The organism is Curtobacterium sp. SL109 (assembly GCF_026672405.1).
Lineage (GTDB): Bacteria > Actinomycetota > Actinomycetes > Actinomycetales > Microbacteriaceae > Curtobacterium.
Genome location: NZ_JAPPRB010000002.1, coordinates 3,099,404 through 3,117,336, shown reverse-complemented (window position 1 = coordinate 3,117,336; position 17,933 = coordinate 3,099,404). Strand labels below are relative to the sequence as shown.

At 70.9% G+C, this 17,933-nt stretch carries 18 protein-coding genes; 8 read left to right on the top strand and 10 right to left on the bottom strand.

Features of this window, described 5'->3' with window-relative positions; genetic code table 11:
- Positions 1-62: 62 nt before the first annotated feature.
- The 5 genes from OVA28_RS16165 to OVA28_RS16145 form a co-directional block, all read right to left on the bottom strand.
- A complete protein-coding gene (locus OVA28_RS16165; RefSeq protein WP_268097675.1) occupies positions 63-707 on the bottom strand; it encodes a GNAT family N-acetyltransferase in 645 nt (214 codons plus the stop codon).
- Positions 664-1,674 (bottom strand): tryptophan--tRNA ligase, encoded by a 1,011-nt coding sequence (gene trpS / locus OVA28_RS16160; protein WP_194662088.1) that lies wholly within the window; start codon positions 1,672-1,674, stop codon positions 664-666. The genes OVA28_RS16165 and trpS overlap by 44 nt, the downstream gene beginning before the upstream one ends.
- Positions 1,675-1,712: 38 nt before the next feature.
- Positions 1,713-2,555: an exodeoxyribonuclease III gene (locus tag OVA28_RS16155; RefSeq protein ID WP_268097674.1), complete on the bottom strand. Its 843-nt coding sequence runs from the start codon at positions 2,553-2,555 to the stop codon at positions 1,713-1,715.
- 126 nt (positions 2,556-2,681) lie between these two features.
- On the bottom strand, positions 2,682-2,954 hold the full coding sequence (locus OVA28_RS16150) for an HPr family phosphocarrier protein (RefSeq protein ID WP_071270420.1): 273 nt from the start codon (positions 2,952-2,954) through the stop codon (positions 2,682-2,684).
- A gap of 66 nt (positions 2,955-3,020) precedes the next feature.
- Positions 3,021-3,791 carry a DeoR/GlpR family DNA-binding transcription regulator gene (locus OVA28_RS16145; RefSeq protein WP_194662083.1) on the bottom strand — a complete coding sequence of 257 codons (771 nt, stop codon included), beginning with the start codon at positions 3,789-3,791 and terminating at the stop codon, positions 3,021-3,023.
- A 293-nt stretch (positions 3,792-4,084) separates the two neighbouring features.
- On the opposite strand from OVA28_RS16145, the gene ptsP reads away from it, so the two are divergent.
- From ptsP to OVA28_RS16125, 4 genes are all read left to right on the top strand, one after another.
- Positions 4,085-5,740 carry a phosphoenolpyruvate--protein phosphotransferase gene (gene ptsP / locus OVA28_RS16140; RefSeq protein WP_268097673.1) on the top strand — a complete coding sequence of 552 codons (1,656 nt, stop codon included), beginning with the start codon at positions 4,085-4,087 and terminating at the stop codon, positions 5,738-5,740.
- 91 nt (positions 5,741-5,831) lie between these two features.
- A complete protein-coding gene (locus OVA28_RS16135) occupies positions 5,832-7,388 on the top strand; it encodes a PTS mannitol transporter subunit IICB (protein ID WP_194629992.1) in 1,557 nt (518 codons plus the stop codon).
- A 155-nt stretch (positions 7,389-7,543) separates the two neighbouring features.
- On the top strand, positions 7,544-7,981 hold the full coding sequence (locus OVA28_RS16130) for a PTS sugar transporter subunit IIA (RefSeq protein WP_194662079.1): 438 nt from the start codon (positions 7,544-7,546) through the stop codon (positions 7,979-7,981).
- The gene (locus tag OVA28_RS16125; protein WP_268097672.1) at positions 7,978-9,129 is read left to right on the top strand and encodes a mannitol-1-phosphate 5-dehydrogenase; all 1,152 of its coding nucleotides are present in this window, start codon (positions 7,978-7,980) and stop codon (positions 9,127-9,129) included. Before OVA28_RS16130 ends, OVA28_RS16125 begins: the two co-directional genes overlap by 4 nt.
- A 110-nt stretch (positions 9,130-9,239) precedes the next feature.
- Here OVA28_RS16125 and OVA28_RS16120 read toward each other — a convergent pair whose 3' ends face one another.
- Entirely contained in the window at positions 9,240-10,220 is a 981-nt protein-coding gene (locus OVA28_RS16120) for a diacylglycerol/lipid kinase family protein (RefSeq protein ID WP_268097671.1), read from the bottom strand.
- 225 nt (positions 10,221-10,445) lie between these two features.
- Here OVA28_RS16120 and OVA28_RS16115 point away from each other — a divergent pair, with 225 nt between their 5' ends.
- The 4 genes from OVA28_RS16115 (at position 10,446) to OVA28_RS16100 (ending at position 14,050) form a co-directional block, all read left to right on the top strand.
- Complete coding sequence (locus tag OVA28_RS16115; protein WP_268097670.1) at positions 10,446-11,762, top strand: ice-binding family protein; 1,317 nt, start codon at positions 10,446-10,448, stop codon at positions 11,760-11,762.
- A gap of 86 nt (positions 11,763-11,848) precedes the next feature.
- A complete protein-coding gene (locus OVA28_RS16110) occupies positions 11,849-12,781 on the top strand; it encodes an NADP-dependent oxidoreductase (protein WP_268097669.1) in 933 nt (310 codons plus the stop codon).
- A 70-nt stretch (positions 12,782-12,851) separates the two neighbouring features.
- Entirely contained in the window at positions 12,852-13,415 is a 564-nt protein-coding gene (locus OVA28_RS16105) for a DUF805 domain-containing protein (protein WP_268097668.1), read from the top strand.
- On the top strand, positions 13,412-14,050 hold the full coding sequence (locus OVA28_RS16100) for a DUF805 domain-containing protein (protein ID WP_268097667.1): 639 nt from the start codon (positions 13,412-13,414) through the stop codon (positions 14,048-14,050). Before OVA28_RS16105 ends, OVA28_RS16100 begins: the two co-directional genes overlap by 4 nt.
- 118 nt (positions 14,051-14,168) lie before the next feature.
- On the opposite strand, the gene OVA28_RS16095 is transcribed toward OVA28_RS16100, so the two are convergent.
- From OVA28_RS16095 to sdhD, 4 genes are read right to left on the bottom strand one after another with little or no spacing between them, the layout of a single operon-like run.
- Positions 14,169-14,813 carry a TNT domain-containing protein gene (locus OVA28_RS16095; protein ID WP_268097666.1) on the bottom strand — a complete coding sequence of 215 codons (645 nt, stop codon included), beginning with the start codon at positions 14,811-14,813 and terminating at the stop codon, positions 14,169-14,171.
- A gap of 50 nt (positions 14,814-14,863) precedes the next feature.
- Entirely contained in the window at positions 14,864-15,634 is a 771-nt protein-coding gene (locus tag OVA28_RS16090; RefSeq protein ID WP_194662071.1) for a succinate dehydrogenase iron-sulfur subunit, read from the bottom strand.
- Positions 15,634-17,427, bottom strand: a complete 1,794-nt coding sequence (gene sdhA, locus OVA28_RS16085) for a succinate dehydrogenase flavoprotein subunit (protein WP_268097665.1) — start codon at positions 17,425-17,427, stop codon at positions 15,634-15,636. Before sdhA ends, OVA28_RS16090 begins: the two co-directional genes overlap by 1 nt.
- Before the next feature lie 50 nt (positions 17,428-17,477).
- On the bottom strand, positions 17,478-17,924 hold the full coding sequence (gene sdhD / locus OVA28_RS16080) for a succinate dehydrogenase, hydrophobic membrane anchor protein (protein ID WP_071271610.1): 447 nt from the start codon (positions 17,922-17,924) through the stop codon (positions 17,478-17,480).
- Between the last annotated feature and the right edge of the window lie 9 nt (positions 17,925-17,933).

The following is a 17,933-nucleotide window of genomic DNA, read 5'->3' as shown; positions in this document are numbered from 1 at the left end:
TCGGCCTCCGACACGGACCCGTCGGGTCCCTCCGACACTGACCTGCTGTTCACGAGCCGAGACTACCGGGACGTCGGGACGGCCCCTGGGGCATCACCCGGAGCGTACGACTCGGACGGCCACGGCAGGTCGGACGCCGGGGTGCCGTCGGCACGACGGAGTCCCTTCCACGCCGACGTGGGGGAGCCGTCCCGGCCCGGGATGTTGGCGCTGCCGGTGCCCGTGTACGCGAAGCCCGCACGCCGGGCGACACTCGCCGAGGCCACGTTGCCGACGTAGCACTCCCAGTACACGTCGGGCGCGCCACGGTCGAAGGCCCAGTCGACGACCAGCGCAACGGCGTCGTGCACGAGCCCCTGCCCGCGGGCACCGGGTGCGAGCCAGAAGCCGAGGTCACGGTGCGCCGTGCGGTACGAGATCACGCCCTCGAGCCAGATCGAGCCCGGTCGACGGATCGCCCAGGTGTACTCGCGGTCGGACGCCCACCCCGGTCCGACGAGCGCGTCCACGAAGGCGGCGGCGTCCTGCGGGCGGTACGGCGTGGGCACGGTCGTCCACCGCACCACCTCGGGGTCCTGGCAGCCCTCGGTGATCGCGACGGTGTCGGCGCGGGTCGGGACGTCGAGGCGGACCCGGTCGGACGCGAGCGTGACGGGGAGCACGTCAGCGGCGCACGCGCGGGACGAACCCGATGCGGTCGTAGACACGGGCGAGGGTCTCGGTCGCGATCGACTCGGCACGGTCGGCGCCGAGCGCGAGCAGACGGTCGAGCTCGGCCGGGTCGTCGAGGAGCTCCAGCGTGCGGGCGCGGACCGGCTCGAGTTCGGCGACGACGGCGTCGGCCACCTCGCCCTTGAGGTCCCCGTAGCCCTTGCCGGCGAACGAGGCCTCGAGCTCGGCGACCGGCGTGCGGGTGAACGCCGACAGGACCGACAGCAGGTTCGTCACGCCGGGCTTCTCCGTGCGGTCCGCGCGGATCTCCCGCTCGGTGTCCGTGACCGCCGACCGGATCTTCTTCGCGGTGCGCTTCGGCTCGTCGAGGAGCAGCACCAGGCCCGAGTCCGAGGCTGCGGACTTGCTCATCTTGCTGGTCGGGTCCTGCAGGTCGTAGATGCGCGCGGTGTCGGCGAGGATCCGGGCCTCGGGCACGACGAACGTGTCGCCGAACCGGGAGTTGAAGCGTCCGGCGAGGTCGCGGGTGAGCTCGACGTGCTGGCGCTGGTCGTCCCCGACGGGCACCACCTCGGCGTCGTAGAGCAGGATGTCGGCGGCCATCAGGACCGGGTAGGTGAAGAGCCCCACGGATGCGGCCTCGGCGCCCTGGCGCGCGGACTTGTCCTTGAACTGGGTCATCCGGCTCGCTTCGCCGAACCCGGTGAGCGTGTTGAGCACCCAGGCCAGCTCAGCGTGCGCGGGGACGTGCGACTGGATGAACAGCGTCGAGCGCTCCGGGTCGATGCCGGCGGCGATGTACTGCGCCGCGGTGCGACGGGTGTTCTCACGCAGGGCGGCGGGGTCCTGCGGCGACGTGATCGCGTGCATGTCGACCACGCAGAAGATCGCGTCGTGGTCGTCCTGCAGGTCCCGCCACTGCATGAGCGCGCCGATGTAGTTGCCGAGGTGCAGCGAGCCGGCGGACGGCTGGATGCCGGAGAAGATGCGGGGGTTCGTCATCGTGGTGGTTCCTGTGGTTCGGGGTGGGGGAAGCGGGGTCAGAGCTCGTAGTCGACGACCACGGGGGCGTGGTCGGACCATCGCTGGTCGTACGCGCTCGCGCGGTCGACCGTGTAGGTCTGCACCGTCGCGGCGAGCTCGGGCGTGGCCATCTGGTAGTCGATGCGCCAGCCGGAGTCGTTGTCGAAGGCCTGTCCGCGCCAGGACCACCACGTGTACGGGCCGTCGACGTCGCCGGCCTGCTCACGACCGACGTCGACCCAGCCGAGGCCGGGCCCCGTGGAACCGTCAGCGCCCTCGACGGGTTCGCCCTCGGTGCCGAAGAACCGGCTGAAGTAGGCACGCTCCCGCGGCAGGAAGCCCGCACGCTTGACGTTGCCCTTCCAGTTCTTGATGTCGCGCTGGTCGTGCCCGACGTTGAGGTCACCGACGACGACGGCGAGCGGGTTGTGCGCGCGGACCTGTGGCAGCCGCTCGGTCATGGCGTCGAGGAACTTCCACTTCTCGTCCTGCTTGGGGGTGTCCGCTTCTCCGGAGTGGACGTACGTCGACACGACGGTGACCATCGTGCCGTCGATCTCGTAGTCGGCCTCGAGCCAACGACCGGCGGAGTCGAACTCCGCGGGGCCCAGCTCGACGCGGTGGATGTGCGCGCGGTGCCGAGAGGCGATCGCGACGCCCGCACGGCCCTTCGCCGTGGCCGGGTCGTGGACGACGTCCCACTCGTCGCCGAGCAGGGCGGTCAGGTCGTCGCTCGACGCGCGGACCTCCTGCAGGGCGAGGACGTCCACGTCACGGGTCGCCAGCCAGTCGCCCATGCCCTTGCGGAAGGCGGCGCGCACGCCGTTCACGTTGACGGATGCGAGGCGCAGGCGAGTCATGCAGGACACCTTATCGGCGGTGGCCGACAGCCTGCGGACGCGGGTGCGCGCGCACTGGAGGCCCGGTGCCAGCTGGCACCGGGCCTCCCGTCGGAGACGCAGGTCGCGTCACCGCGACCAGTGCGGTCAGGCCGCGTCGTGGTCCGTCTTCAGGAACTCGACCAGGCTGTCGGCCGTGGTCTCGGCGTCGTCGCCGGTCACGGTCAGCGTGACCTCGTCGCCGTTCTCGACCCCGAGGCCGAGCAGACCGAGGATGCTGCCGGCGTTGGCCGACTTCTCGCCCTTGTTGATCGTGACCTGGTGCCCGGACGCGGTGACGCTCTGGACGAACAGCGACGCCGGGCGGGCGTGCAGACCGGATCCGCTGGCGACGGTGACGGTGCGGGTGGCTTCGGACATCGATGAACTCCTTCGACGGGATGGTCGGCCCATGCTAGCGAGCCGGTGGTTGGGGGAGACCGACGGTCAGGACCGGCCGGGCCAGAACACCTCGGCGCCGGCGGCCTCGACCTCGCGGACCAGGTCGAGGTTGACGGCGGGGTCGGTGATGATCGTGTCGATCGCGGCGAGCGGGGCGACGCGGCCGAACTCCTCGCGGCCGAACTTCGTGTGGTCGGCGAGCAGGATGCTCCGTCTGGCGGCCTTGATCATCGCGGACTTCACGGCTGCCTCGGCCATGTTGTGCGTGGTCAGGCCGCGCTCGGGCGTGATGCCGTTGATGCTGATGAAGGCCACGTCCACGCTGACCATCCCGATGAGCTGGTGCGTCCACGTGCCGACGCCGGCGAGCGAGTCGCTGCGGATGTTCCCGCCGAGCAGGTGCAGGTCGATGCCCGGGCGGTTCGCGACGGCCATCGCCACCGGCAGCGAGTGCGTGACGACGGTGAGCCCGCGGTCGGTCGGAAGCATCTCGGCGAGGCAGATCGTCGACGTGCCGGCGTCGATCATGACCGAGCCGTTCTCGGGCAGCTCCTCGAGCGCGGCCTCGGCGATCACCATCTTCTCCGGCTGGTTGATGCCGCCGCGGTCGCCGACGCCCGGGTGCAGGGTGATCCGCTCGACGGGGATCGCACCGCCGTGGGCACGCCGGACGAGTCCGCGGCGCTCGAGGGAGGTGAGGTCGCGCCGGATGGTCTCCGGCGTGACCTCGAGGAGCTCGGCGAGGTCCTTGACGTCGACGCGGCCGGCGGCACGGGCCTGCTCGACGATGCGCTGGTGGCGCTCTGGTGCGTACATCGGACCTCGGGGTCTCGTGGTGATGGCGTCCGTCTGACCACTTCGGAGCAGAACTGACCACTTCGGAGCAGAACGGACACGGACGGATGCGTTGGCGGCGACCGACGCCCGAAGTGGGGGCAGGTCAGACCGAAACGGGCATCTGTTTGTGCATTTTTATCCCCGGATGTGTTTGTTTGTCAACGCGGATCGAGGTATGGTGCTCCAAGCCGCACGGGCGTGGTCCGTTCGTGTCGCTGTGCACCGAACTGAACCACCCCACCGCAAGCGCGTGTGAGATGAAGGAGTCTCGAATGTCCGAACTGCTCGGAACCGGCGTCGGCCGAGGCGTTGCCCACGGCACCGTGCTCCGGATGGCGGACCCGCTCGGCGAACCGTCGACCGCACCGCTCGAGGGCTCGTCGGACGACGCCAAGCAGGCCGTGCACGCAGCGCTCGCCGCGGTGGCCGAGGACCTCACCAAGCGCGGACAGCTCGCCGGCGGCGACGCCCAGGCCGTGCTCGAGGCCCAGGCGCTCATGGCGCAGGACCCCACCCTCCTCGACGACGTGCACACCCGCATCGACGGCGGCACGAACGCCGAACGCGCCGTGTACGAGGCCTTCGCGCAGTTCCGCGACCTGCTCGTCGGCATGGGCGGCTACATGGGGGAGCGTGCCGCCGACCTCGACGACGTCGCCCAGCGCATCGTCGCCAAGCTCCGCGGGGTGCACGCCCCGGGCGTCCCCGAGTCGGACACCCCCTTCGTGCTCGTCGCCCGCGACCTCGCCCCGGCCGACACCGCACTCCTCGACCTCGAGAAGGTCCTCGCGCTCGTCACCCGTGACGGCGGCCCGACCTCGCACACCGCGATCCTCGCCCGCGCCAAGGGCATCACCGCCATCGTCGGCGTCACCGGCGCGGACGACCTCACCGACGGGCAGGCCGTCGTCGTCGACGCCGCAGCCGGCACCGTCGTCACCGAGCCCTCCGCCGAGCTCGTCGCCGACGTCGAGCAGCGCATCGCCGACCGCCTCGCCGCCGCCGCTGCTCCGTTGACCGCCGGGGCACTCGCCGACGGCCACGTCGTGCCGCTGCTGGCCAACCTCGGCAGCCCGGCCGACGCCGCCGGCGCCGTTGCTCTCGGTGCGGAGGGCGTGGGGCTCTTCCGCACCGAGTTCCTCTTCCTCGACTCCCCGAAGGCGCCGACGGTCGACGAGCAGAAGGCCTCGTACGTCCAGCTCCTCGCCGCGTTCCCGGGCAAGAAGGTCGTCGTCCGGGCGCTCGACGCCGGTGCCGACAAGCCGCTGCCGTTCCTGACCGACAAGGACGAGGAGAACCCGGCGCTCGGCCGCCGCGGGCTCCGGGCGCTCCGGAACCACCCCGAGGTGCTCCGCGACCAGCTCACCGCGCTCGCCCAGGCCGACGCCGAGACCGAGGCGGACCTCTGGGTGATGGCCCCGATGGTCGCCGACGCCGAGGAGACCGAGTACTTCGTCGACCTGGCCCGCGAGCTCGGGATCCGCACCGCCGGCGTGATGGCCGAGGTCCCCTCGCTCGCGCTGATGGCCGAGCAGGTCTTCGTCTCCGCCGACTTCGTGTCCATCGGCACGAACGACCTGACCCAGTACACGATGGCCGCCGACCGCATGCTCGGCACCGTCGCGAACTACCAGGACCCCTGGCACCCCGCCGTCCTGCGCCTCGTCGCGCAGCTCGGCACGGCCGGGGCCGACGCCGGCAAGGCCGTCGGCATCTGCGGTGAGGCGGCGGCCGACCCGCTCCTCGCCGTCGTGCTCGTCGGCCTCGGCGCCACCACCCTCTCCATGACCCCCGCGGCCCTCGCCGACGTGCGTGCCGAACTCGGCAGGCACACCCTCGACGAGGCCCGCGAGATGGCCCGGGCGGCACTCGCCGCGTCCACGGCGGCGGCCGCGAAGTCCGCCGCGGCGGCCGCGCACGCCGCCTGAGCCACCCAGCACCACCCCGCAGCACCCAGCACCCCCAGCACCAACCCGTCCCCTCCACGCAGCAGCACCACCACACAGAAAGTCACCGCACATGACAACGTCGTCCGTTGCAGCGCCAGACGCCCCCGCCCAGTCGCGGGGTGGCGCACGCGTCGCCGTTCAGAAGTTCGGCACGTTCCTCTCCGGCATGGTCATGCCCAACATCGCGATCTTCATCGCGTGGGGCATCATCACCGCCTTCTTCATCGAGACCGGCTGGACGCCCGTGGGCATCCTCGGCGGCTTCGGTGAGACGAACGGCGTGGCGAACGTCGGACTCGTCGGCCCGATCCTGACCTACCTCATCCCGCTCGCGATCGCGATCCAGGGTGGCCGGATGGTCTACGAGACCCGCGGCGCCGTCGTCGGGTCGATCATGACCATGGGCGTCATCATCGGTGCCAGCGGCACGACGATGATCCTCGGCGCGATGATCTGTGGCCCGCTCGGCGCCTACCTGATCAAGCAGGTCGACCGCATCTGGGACGGCAAGATCAAGCCCGGCTTCGAGATGCTCGTGAACAACTACGCGGCCGGCATCCTCGGCTTCGGTCTCGCGATGATCGGCTTCTTCTGGCTCGCCCCGCTGTTCAAGCTCATCGCCGAGGGCCTCGGCGACGCGGTGAACTTCCTCGTGCAGCACTCCCTGCTGCCCGTCGCGAGCATCATCATCGAGCCCGCCAAGGTCTTCTTCCTCAACAACGCGATCAACCACGGCGTGCTCGACCAGCTCGGCGCGCAGCAGGTCCAGGAGTCCGGCAAGAGCATCCTGTTCCTGCTCGAGGCGAACCCCGGCCCCGGCCTGGGCATCCTGCTCGCCTTCACCTTCTTCGGTGTCGGCATCGCCCGCTCGACCGCTCCCGGCGCGATCATCATCCAGTTCTTCGGTGGCATCCACGAGATCTACTTCCCGTACGTGCTGCAGAAGCCGATCCTGTTCATCGCCGTCATCCTCGGTGGTGCGACCGGTGTCGCCACGAACGTCGCCTTCAAGTCCGGCCTCGTCGCCCCGGCGTCGCCCGGCTCGATCTTCGCGGTGCTCGGCGCCACGGAGCGCAACAGCTTCCTCGGCGTCATCCTCTCGGTGATCCTGTCGGCCGCGGTGTCCTTCGCCGTCGCGTCCTTCTTCCTCATCGCCACCCGCAAGCGCGACCTCGCCGCCGGCAACGCCGGTGACATGAGCGCCGCGATGGCCAAGCTCCAGGCGAACAAGGGCCGCGACGTCAACGCCGCGACCTCGGGCCTGCTCGGCAACAACGCACCCCGCAACGACGAGGAGACCGAGGCCGCCTTCGGTGGTGTCGGTTCCGGCACCGCCACCGCGACGCGCGTCGAGAACGTCGTCTTCGCCTGCGACGCCGGCATGGGCTCGAGCGCCATGGGTGCGAGCGTCCTCCGCAACAAGATCAAGAAGGCCGGCATCGAGGGCGTCACCGTCGTCAACAAGGCCATCGCGAACCTGTCGGGCGACGAGGACCTCATCATCACGCAGGAGGAACTGACCCCCCGCGCCAAGCAGAAGAACCCGAACGCGCAGCACGTGTCGGTCGGCAACTTCATGAACGCACCCCAGTACGACCAGGTCGTCGACCAGCTGAAGAACCAGTAACACCGACCGGGTCCGTCCAGCGGCCCGATCCACCGGCCGGTCCACGACCAGTCAGCAAGTGCACGATGGAGAGGGGGCGGGCAACCGCCCCCTCTTCCACATCCACGGAGCGCTCGAACACGACGCGTCCATCCACGAACCGAGGAGAACCACAGATGCCCGTCCTGCAGGAGAGCCAGATCCGGATCCACACCGAGGACACCGCCCCGACCAAGTCGGAGGCGATGAAGGAGGCCGCCGAGATCCTCGAGGCCGCCGGTGCGGTCACGGGCGACTACTACCCGGCCATGCTCGAGCGCGAGAAGAGCGTCTCGACGTACATGGGCAACTTCCTCGCCATCCCGCACGGCACGAACGACGCGAAGGACGCCATCAAGTCCTCGGCCCTGTCGTTCATCCGCTACGCGGCGCCGATCGACTGGGACGGCAACGAGGTCCGCTTCGTGGTGGGCATCGCCGGCGTCAACAACGAGCACCTCGACATCCTGTCGAAGATCGCGATCGTCTTCTCCGACGAGGACGAGGTCCAGAAGCTGACGGACGCCCCGGACACCGCGGCGATCCTCGCGATCCTCGGTGAGGTCAACGAGTGAGCACCGCCGTCCACTTCGGCGCCGGCAACATCGGCCGCGGCTTCGTCGGGCTCCTGCTGCACGAGGCCGGCTACGAGGTCGTCTTCGCCGACGTCGCCGCCCCGGTCATCGACGCCCTCGCTGCCGCTGACTCGTACACCGTGCACGAGGTCGGCACCGGTGCCCAGGACCACGAGGTCACGAACTTCCGTGCGCTCAACAGCGCCCAGGACGAGCCGGCCGTCGTCGCGGAGATCGCCGCGGCGGACATCGTCACCTGTGCCGTCGGGCCGAACGTCCTGAAGTTCATCGCACCGGTGATCGCCGCCGCGCTGCAGCAGCGCGACGCCGACGCTGCCCCCATCGCCGTGATGGCGTGCGAGAACGCCCTGAACGCGACCGACCGTCTCCGCGAGTTCGTCGTCGAGGCCCTGCCTGCCGACGTCCGCGACGCGAGCCTGGCCAAGGCCGTCTTCGCGAACACCGCGGTCGACCGCATCGTGCCGGCCCAGCCCGAGGGCGGCGGCCTCGACGTCACCGTCGAGACCTACTTCGAGTGGGCCATCGACCGGACGCCGTTCCACGGCACCGAGCCGGCGATCCCCGGCGCGCACTACGTCGACGGCCTCGCCGCGTCCATCGAGCGGAAGCTCTTCACGGTGAACACCGGGCACGCCACCGTCGCGTACCACGGCTTCCTCGCCGGGGCGGACAAGATCTCCGACGCGATCGCAATCCCCGCCGTGCGCTCCGCGCTCGAGTCGGTGCTCGGCGAGACGAGCGACCTGCTCGTCCGTCGTCACGAGCTCGACCCCGAGGTGCACCGCGCCTACGTGGCCGCGATCATCGCGCGCTTCGAGAACCCGCACCTGCCCGACACCGTCACGCGCGTGGGCCGCCAGCCGCTCCGCAAGCTGTCCCGCGACGAGCGGTTCGTCTCACCGGCAGCCGCCCTGGCCGAGGAGGGCACCGAGCCCGTCGCGCTCCTCGACGCCATGGGTGCCGCGCTCCGCTTCGACGTCGCCGACGACGAGCAGAGCGTCGAGCTGCAGGCGCTCCTCGCCTCCGACCGTGCGGACGCCGACGTGGCGTCCGAGATCACGGGCCTGGACGCGGAGCACCCGCTGCACGCCGCGTTCACCGACCGGGTGCACGCCGCGCGTTCCTGACGCAGCCACCAACGGACGGGAGGCCCGGTGCCAGCTGGCACCGGGCCTCCCGTCCGTCACGGGGTCGCCGGTGCGGCTGCCGCAGCCGGTGCGGCTGTCGGCAACCGCCCTCAGGCGACGCGGAGCGTGAGGCCGTCGTGGTCGACTGTGATGCGTGCGGCGGTGACCCTGCCGAACGGGTCGCCGTCGAGCTGCAGCTGCTCCGGCGCGTCGAGTTCCAGGTCGAAGGACCGCGCACTCGTGTACCGGAGCGTCTTCGACGTGGGCAGGACCCAGGCGAGCAGCCGGCCGAACCGGGTGCGGTGGAAGAACCGGTTCAGGGACAGCCCGTACCCGACCCCGCTCCAGCCGATGGCGCGCTTCGGCTGGAAGGCGACCGCGTCGAGCACGCCGTCGTCCGGCCGGGCGTCCGGCAGGAGCAGCACCCCGGCCGTCAACGAGCCGCAGTTGCCGACGATGACGGTGTGCGCCCGCATGGTCCTGGCGGGAGCGTCGTCCAGCCGGTAGCGGACCGCGATCTGCCGGTTCCCGATGACCGACCGGATGATCGGGTCGGAGTACGCCACCCAGCCGAACCGCTTCTTGAGCCGTGGACTGGTGTTCGCCGCCATGTCCGCGTCCAGCCCGATGCCCGCCATCACCAGGAAGGCGTGGCGCGCAACGGTCCCCTCGACGTCGGTCAGCTCCGCGAGCGCGACGTCGACCCGCCGATCCGTCCCGGTGAACGCCGCACGGACGGCTGCGCGCACGTCGTTCAGCGGGATGCGGAGGTTCCGCGCGTACAGGTTGCCGGTGCCTGCTGGCAGCAGGGCGACGGGGACGTCGGACCCGCGGAGCTCCTCGGCGACGATCCGCAGCGTGCCGTCCCCGCCGGCGACCAGCACGACGTCGGCTCCTGACGCGCGGGCCGCACGGGCGGCCCCGCGGCCGTCATCGGTGGCGTCGGTCTCGAACCAGACGCTCGACGCCCAGCCGTGTTCGGACTCGGCTGCCGAGACCGTCGACCGCAGCAGACCGACGTCGACCTTCACGGGGTTGACGACCAGGGCGAGGCGGTGGTCGGGACCGTGGGTGGGCTCGTCGTGCGGCATCGCGTCGACTGTAGTGGACCGCGCACCGGACACCGCCTGTGTCTGCGCCCGGGACGCCGTGCGCACTGCCTGGCCGATCCACGCCCAGCAGCACCCCCCGAACGGGTCATCCCTGGGCGTCCGTACCCCGGTCGCGGGCCGGGATGCCTGAGACTCCGCTCACCGGGAAGCACGTGGGGGTCGTCGACGCCTGCCGGTGCTCCCCGATCGCAGGCAGGGGCCGTCATGGCCAGCACGCATCCCATCCGTCCGTTCGCGATCGTCACGACGGGGATCGGGCTCGCCGCGGTCCTGGCCCTCGGGTCGGCGTCCTCCGCTGCTGCAGCCACCGTCATCGACGGGCCGGTCGACCTGGGCACGGCCTCGACCTACGGTGTCCTCGGCGCCAGCACCGTGACGAACACCGGCCCCACGGTCGTCAACGGCGATCTCGGCCTGTCACCCGGCACCTCGATCACCGGGTTCGGCGGCGCACCGAACGGCGCGGTCAACGGTGAGACGCACCAGACCGACGCTCCGGCCACCCAGGCGCAGATCGACACGACGACCGCGTACAACGTGGCCGCGTCGCTCACGCCGAACCAGACCGGTCTCGGCGAGCTGAACGGCCTCAGCCTGACCCCCGGCGTGTACCGGGGCGGGGAGCTGGCGCTGGCGAACAACGGCGCCCTGACCCTGGCCGGCACCGCCGACTCGGTCTGGGTGTTCCAGGCGGCATCGACGCTGACCATCGGCTCGGCGTCCCGCATCACGATCACCGGCGGCGCGAACGCCTGCAACGTGTTCTGGCAGGTCGGCAGCTCGGCGACCATCGGCACCCGCGCGCAGTTCCAGGGCACCGTCCTGGCCGACCAGTCCGTCACCGCCACCACCGGTGCGACCATCGCCGGTCGGCTGCTCGCCCGGAACGCCGCCGTGACGCTCGACACGAACCGCATCACTGCGCCCACCGGCTGCGCCACGCCGGGCACCACGCAGCCGAGCGTCGCACCGACGATCACCTCCGGCACCCCCGACGGCGCGACCGCCGGGACGCCGTACTCCTCGACCGTGACCGCGACCGGGCTGCCCCGTCCGACGTTCTCCGCGAACGGCACGCTGCCGGCCGGCCTGGCGATCAACGGCCTCACCGGCGTGATCTCGGGCACGCCCACGACGCCGGGCACCACCGCCGTGACGATCACGGTCGGCAACGGCACCGGTCCGGACGCGGTCCAGTCCTTCGACCTGGTCGTGGCCCCCGCGGCGGTCGTCCCGACGCCGACGCCGACGCCGACCGCCACGCCGACACCGACCGTCCCCACCGCCGTGCCGACGGTCGGCGTGCCGACACCCGGAGCCTCGGCCACGCCCGGCGCGGTCGGTGTCGGTGGCACGGGCGGCGGGACCGGCGGCGGGTCCGGCCCGTCCGAGCTCGCCTTCACCGGCGCTGACCCGGTCCCCGGCATCGTGGCCGCCGGCTCGATGCTGGCCGCCGGTGCGTTCCTGCTCGTGCTCCGTCAGCGTCGCCGCACGGCAGCGCTCCGACGCCTCGTGCGCTGACGCCCTGATGACGGAAGGACCCGGCTGCGTGGAGCGGCTGGGTCCTTCCCGTTGACCTCCTGTCATGGCGGCGTAGCGTCCGAGCCATGACGAAGCAGTGGGTGGCGCCCAGCGCCGGTGGCAGCGAGGTCCTGACGTTCGTGGACGTCGACGTCCCCGCGCCGGGACCGGGTGAGGTCACGATCACGGTCCGGGCCGCCGGCATGAACCCCGCCGACACGAAGCACACCCGCGCGGGAGACCCCTCGGCGTACCCGATGGCGATCGGCTACGAGGTCGCCGGCGTCCTCAGTGCTCTCGGCCCCGACACGACCATCGCATCCGGCGGGGGAGCGGTCGGCGACGAGGTCCTGGCGTTCCGGATCGCCGGCGGATGGACGCCGTCCATCACCGTGCTGGCGGCCGACGTCTTCGCGAAGCCGGCGTCGCTCGACGACGCGCAGGCGGCGAACCTGCTGCTGGCCGGCACGACCGCAGCCGACGTCATCCGCGTGACCCGAGCCTCCGGACGGGACACGGTCCTGCTCCACGGCGCCTCCGGCGCGGTCGGTGTCAGCGTCCTGCAGCAGCTGCGCCTGCTCGGGACACGGGTGATCGGCACGTCCTCCGAGGGTGGTGCCGACACCGTGCGCCGGTACGGCGGCGAGTGGGTCGCCTACGGCGACGGCCTGGAGGCTCGGGTCCGGGACCTCGCACCGCACGGTGTCGACGTGGCCATCGACTGCGTCGGGACGGACGAGGCGGTCGACGTGTCGCTGGCCCTGGTCGCCGACCGCGACCGGATCGTCACCATCGCGGCGCAGGCACGCGCGGCGGCGGAGGGCTTCGCCGCGGTCGGCGGTGCCCAGCCGGAGAGCAAGGCGTTCCGGGACTCGGTGCGCCAGCGCCTCATCGACCTCGCCGCTGCCGGGCAGCTCGAGGTGCCGGTCGCGCGGACGTTCCCCCTCGCGGACGCGCGGGAGGCCGCCGAGCTGCTGGAGTCCGGACACCCGGGCGGCAAGCTCGCACTGCTCCCCTGACGGGGGCCACACGGTGCCGGTCGGTTCTGATTGACTCTCACGAGTACCAGCCGACCAACAGGGAGCACCCGTGAGCGACCAGTACCCACCGCAGAACCCGTACGGGCAGCAGCCAGGAGGGCCCCAGTACGGCGGCCCGCCGCAGGGCGGGCAGCCACCGTACGGACAACCGCCGTCCGGCCAGCCGTCCTCCGGACCGGGTGGCGAGCCGCCGCTGTGGGCGCCGTGGTACGGCATCTCGTTCCCCAAGGCCCTGGCACGCTTCTTCAAGAAGTACGTCGCGTTCAGCGGTCGTGCCAGCCGGAGTGAGTTCTGGTGGGTCGTCCTGTGGAGCGTCGTCATCTCGATCGTCATCAGCCTGATCGGTGGTGCGGTCGACGGCGCTGCCGGCACCCACCAGGACCAGTACGGCAACGGCCCGTTCGAGAACACGCTGTCCGGGCTCTGGGGCCTGGCGACGCTGCTGCCGAGCATCGCGATCCAGATGCGCCGCCTGCACGACGCGAACTTCAGCGGCTGGTTCTGGCTGCTCGTCTTCATCCCCGTCCTCGGGTGGATCGCCCTCATCGTGCTCAGTGCGATGCAGTCGAACCCCGCGGGGCAGCGCTTCGACCGCCCGGAGGCCACCCGATGAGCACCGACGGCACGCCGCAGTGGAACCAGCCGCAGGGGAACCCGGCGCAGCCCCCGGGCCAGCGCCAGGACCAGGACCAGGACCAGCAGTGGCAGCAGCCCGGGCAGTACGACCAGCAGCCGGGGCACACGCCGCAGTACGGTGCGCCGGTGCCGACCGTGCCCGCTGGCGAGCCGCCGCTGTGGGCGCCCTGGTACGGCATCGCGTTCCCGAAGGCCGTCAACCGCTTCTTCAAGAAGTACGCCCGGTTCGACGGTCGCGCCAGCCGCAGCGAGTTCTGGTGGTGGGTGCTCGCGAACGCGATCGTCTACATCGCGCTCTATGCCGTGCTGCTCGCGGTCATCTTCGCCACGGGCGACACGACCTCGTCGAGCTCGGCGACCGGCGTGCAGGCGGACGCGACGTCGAACTCTCCGCTCATCGCCATCCCGATCGGACTGCTGGGCCTGTGGGTCCTCGCGACGCTCATCCCGAACATCGCCATCGAGGTCCGTCGTCTGCACGACGCGAACCTCGCCGGCCCCTTCTGGTTCCTCTCGGTCATCCCAGGCGTCGGCCCGATCGTGCTCCTGGTGCTGATGCTGCTCGAGTCGAGGCCCGAGGGGCAGCGGTTCGACCAGCCCGAGCGCGGCTGACTCGACACCGGGTCGGACACGACGAAGCCGCCGTTCCCCTGGGGGAGCGGCGGCTTCGTCGTGGTGCGGACCGTGCGCCCGGTCGAGCAGACGGCGCCCGGCTCAGAGGGCGTCCGGCTCAGACGGCGCGGACGCGGACCAGTGAGCCGTCGACGACGAGGTCACGCACGGTGAGCGACTGGTCGGCGACCTGGAAGCGCAGCGCGCCGCCGGGCTGGTCGAACCACGGCTGCACGAAGCGGACCGTGACCAGGAACGGGCGGTCGACCACGTAGCGGTGGACCTCCGGTGCCTGGACGACGTGCGGCGGGAGCGACCGCGCCGGCAGCGGGGTGTCGAGCGGGTGGAGCAGGTAGCCGTCGGGGCCACCGATGCGGTCGACGGGGACACCGGCCGGGATCTGGATCGTCAGCCCCTGCTCGCCGGCCTGGCCGACCTGCTGCGCGAGCTGCGGGTACGTCGAGGCCGCACGGTCGCGGAGGCCGTCGAGCTCGTGCCGGGGCAGGTCCCGCGGCTGCGGGAACGGACGGTTCAGGAACCGTCGGAGCATCTCGACCGCGTCGTCCTCGCCACGGGCCGTCGCCAGACGACGCGCGGTGCCGTAGTCGACGACCTCGAGCGCGAAGGTGTCCGCTCCGTCGGCGGGGACCAGGCGCAGGGCGCCCTCCACCGGCGGCTCGTGCAGGGTCTCACCGGGGAGCTGCACGTAGCGGATCGTGTAGCCGAGCTGGTCGAGGATGGGGCGGGTGTCCGCGAACGTCATGAGCGGGAGCCTACTGGGCTGACCTCTGCCGGGGCTGGTCCCACGGGGACCTAGCTCCGCCCCCGCATGATCGCCTGCTTGACCTCCGAGATGGCCTTGGTCACCTGGATGCCGCGCGGGCAGGCGTCGGTGCAGTTGAAGGTCGTGCGGCAGCGCCACACGCCTTCCTTGTCGTTGAGGATGTCGAGGCGCACGTCGGCGGCGTCGTCACGGGAGTCGAAGATGAACCGGTGGGCGTTCACGATCGCGGCCGGGCCGAAGTACTGGCCGTCGGTCCAGAACACCGGGCAGGACGACGTGCACGCGGCGCAGAGGATGCACTTCGTGGTGTCGTCGAAGCGGGCACGGTCGGCGACCGACTGCACGCGCTCCTTGCCGGGCTCCGGGGCCTTCGAGGCCTGCAGGAAGGGCTGGACGTCGCGGAACGACTTGAAGAAGGGCTCCATGTCGACGACGAGGTCCTTCTCCAGCGGCAGGCCCTTGATGGCCTCGACGTAGATCGGCTTCGAGACGTCGAGGTCCTTGATCAGGGTCTTGCACGCCAGACGGTTGCGGCCGTTGATGCGCATCGCGTCGGACCCGCACACGCCGTGTGCGCAGGAGCGACGGAAGGTCAGCGAGCCGTCCTGCTCCCACTTGATCTGGTGCAGGGCGTCGAGGATGCGGTCGGTCGGCAGCATCATGACGTCGAAGTCCTGCCAGCGCGGCTCGTCGTCGACGTCCGGGTCGAAACGCCGGACGATCACGGTGACCCGGAAGGAGCCGGGAGGGGCGGTGGCCGCGTCGGTGCGGGGTGCGTCGGAGACCAGGGTGTCGGTCATCAGTACTTCCTCTCCATCGGCTCGTAGCGCGTCATGACGACGGGCTTCCAGTCGAGCGTGATGTGGTCGTCGGCGAGTGACGAGTGCGGATCGCCCGTCAGGTAGGCCATGGTGTGCTTCATGTAGTTCTCGTCGTCACGCTTCGGGAAGTCGTCGCGCATGTGCCCACCGCGGGACTCCTTGCGGTTCCGGGCGGAGTAGACGACGACCTCGGCGAGGTCGAGCAGGAACCCGAGCTCGACGGCCTCGAGCAGCTCGGTGTTGAACCGCTTGCCCTTGTCCTGCACGGAGACGTGCATGAAGCGGTTGCGCAGCGTGTGGATGGTCTCGGTGACGCGCGCCAGGGAGTCGTCGGTGCGGAACACCTGCGCGTTCTTGTCCATCTCCTCCTGCAGCTCCTTGCGGAGCGCCGCGACGCGCTCGGTGCCGGTGGAGGCCCGGAGCTGCTCGAGCATGCCGCGGACGTTCGCCGCGGGGTCCTCGGGCAGGGGGAGGAACTCGGCCGTCTGGACCCACTCGGCGGCGTTGTTGCCCGAGCGCTTGCCGAAGACGTTGATGTCGAGGAGCGAGTTCGTGCCGAGGCGGTTCGACCCGTGGACCGAGACGCAGGCGCACTCGCCGGCGGCGTACATGCCGGGCACGACGGTGTCGTTGTCGCTGAGGACCTCGGCGTTCGTGTTCGTCGGGATGCCGCCCATGGCGTAGTGCGCGGTCGGCATCACGGGCACCGGCTCGACGACCGGGTCCACGCCGAGGTAGGTGCGGGCGAACTCGGTGATGTCGGGGAGCTTGGTCTCGAGGACCTCGGCGCCGAGGTGGGTGCAGTCGAGCAGCACGTAGTCCTTGTTCGGACCGGCACCACGGCCTTCCGCGACTTCCTGCACCATGCACCTGGCGACGATGTCGCGCGGGGCGAGGTCCTTGATCGTGGGGGCGTAGCGCTCCATGAAGCGCTCACCCGAGGCGTTGCGGAGGATCGCGCCCTCGCCGCGGGCGCCCTCGGTCAGCAGGATGCCGAGGCCGGCGAGCCCGGTCGGGTGGAACTGGAAGAACTCCATGTCCTCGAGCGGCAGGCCGGTGCGCCAGACGATGCCGACGCCGTCACCGGTCAGGGTGTGCGCGTTCGAGGTGGTCTTGTACATCTTGCCGAAGCCGCCGGTGGCGAAGATCATCGCCTTCGCGTGGAAGACGTGCAGCTCACCGGTCGAGAGCTCGAACGCGACGACGCCGGCCGGCTGCTTGCGGGTGACGCCGTCCTCGCCGACGACGTCGACCATGATGAGGTCGAGCGCGTAGAACTCGTTGAAGAAGTTCACACCGAGCTTGACGCAGTTCTGGAACAGCGTCTGCAGGATCATGTGGCCGGTGCGGTCGGCGGCGTAGCACGCACGGCGGACCGGGGCCTTGCCGTGGTCGCGGGTGTGCCCACCGAAGCGGCGCTGGTCGATCTTGCCCTCGGGCGTGCGGTTGAACGGCAGGCCCATGTTCTCGAGGTCGATCACCGCGTCGATGGCTTCCTTCGCGAGGATCTCGGCGGCGTCCTGGTCGACCAGGTAGTCGCCGCCCTTGATCGTGTCGAAGGTGTGCCACTCCCAGGAGTCCTCCTCGACGTTGGCGAGCGCCGCCGCCATGCCGCCCTGCGCCGCACCCGTGTGGGAGCGGGTCGGGTAGAGCTTCGAGATCACGGCGGTGTTGGCCTTCGGGCCGGCCTCGATCGCGGCGCGCATGCCGGCGCCTCCTGCGCCGATGGTGACGATGTCGAACTGGTGGTGGTGGACGGTGATGTCGGGCACAGGGGTCTTTCGATCGAGAGCGGAGCTGGAGCGGACGGTCGCGCGTGCGGCTACTGGGCCGGGCAGAACGACGGCAGGTCCGCGGCGGCGGCGCCGGCGGGGCACGGGTCGAAGGTCCAGCAGACGAGCGTGCCGAGGACGATGAGCAGCACGCACGCGACCAGGATCGCGACGAGCAGCGTCTTCCGGACGGCGGGCTTCGCCACGTAGTCGTTGACGATGGTGCGCATGCCGTTCGAGCCGTGGATCAGCGCGAGCCACAGCATGAGGGTGTCCCACACCTGCCAGAACGGGTTGGCCCACTTGCCGGCCACGAACGCGAAGTCGATCTGCTTGACGCCCTCGCCGGCGACCATGTTGACGAACAGGTGGCCGAAGATCAGCACGACCAGGAGCACGCCGGAGGCGCGCATGTAGATCCAGCCCCACTTCTCCCAGTTGGTGGTGCGGCGGGCGGCCTCGGGACTGCGAGGAGGAGCGACGGTCTCGGTGGTCATCGGTGGCCC

Bases quoted from the DNA above. Each gene is read 5' to 3' on its own strand.
- trpS (WP_194662088.1), bottom strand. From the start codon at position 1,674: ATGACGAACCCCCGCATCTTCTCCGGCATCCAGCCGTCCGCCGGCTCG.
- OVA28_RS16155 (WP_268097674.1), bottom strand. From the start codon at position 2,555: ATGACTCGCCTGCGCCTCGCATCCGTCAACGTGAACGGCGTGCGCGCC.
- OVA28_RS16150 (WP_071270420.1), bottom strand. From the start codon at position 2,954: ATGTCCGAAGCCACCCGCACCGTCACCGTCGCCAGCGGATCCGGTCTG.
- OVA28_RS16145 (WP_194662083.1), bottom strand. From the start codon at position 3,791: ATGTACGCACCAGAGCGCCACCAGCGCATCGTCGAGCAGGCCCGTGCC.
- ptsP (WP_268097673.1), top strand. From the start codon at position 4,085: ATGTCCGAACTGCTCGGAACCGGCGTCGGCCGAGGCGTTGCCCACGGC.
- OVA28_RS16135 (WP_194629992.1), top strand. From the start codon at position 5,832: ATGACAACGTCGTCCGTTGCAGCGCCAGACGCCCCCGCCCAGTCGCGG.
- OVA28_RS16130 (WP_194662079.1), top strand. From the start codon at position 7,544: ATGCCCGTCCTGCAGGAGAGCCAGATCCGGATCCACACCGAGGACACC.
- OVA28_RS16120 (WP_268097671.1), bottom strand. From the start codon at position 10,220: ATGCCGCACGACGAGCCCACCCACGGTCCCGACCACCGCCTCGCCCTG.
- OVA28_RS16115 (WP_268097670.1), top strand. From the start codon at position 10,446: ATGGCCAGCACGCATCCCATCCGTCCGTTCGCGATCGTCACGACGGGG.
- OVA28_RS16110 (WP_268097669.1), top strand. From the start codon at position 11,849: ATGACGAAGCAGTGGGTGGCGCCCAGCGCCGGTGGCAGCGAGGTCCTG.
- OVA28_RS16100 (WP_268097667.1), top strand. From the start codon at position 13,412: ATGAGCACCGACGGCACGCCGCAGTGGAACCAGCCGCAGGGGAACCCG.
- OVA28_RS16095 (WP_268097666.1), bottom strand. From the start codon at position 14,813: ATGACGTTCGCGGACACCCGCCCCATCCTCGACCAGCTCGGCTACACG.
- OVA28_RS16090 (WP_194662071.1), bottom strand. From the start codon at position 15,634: ATGACCGACACCCTGGTCTCCGACGCACCCCGCACCGACGCGGCCACC.
- sdhD (WP_071271610.1), bottom strand. From the start codon at position 17,924: ATGACCACCGAGACCGTCGCTCCTCCTCGCAGTCCCGAGGCCGCCCGC.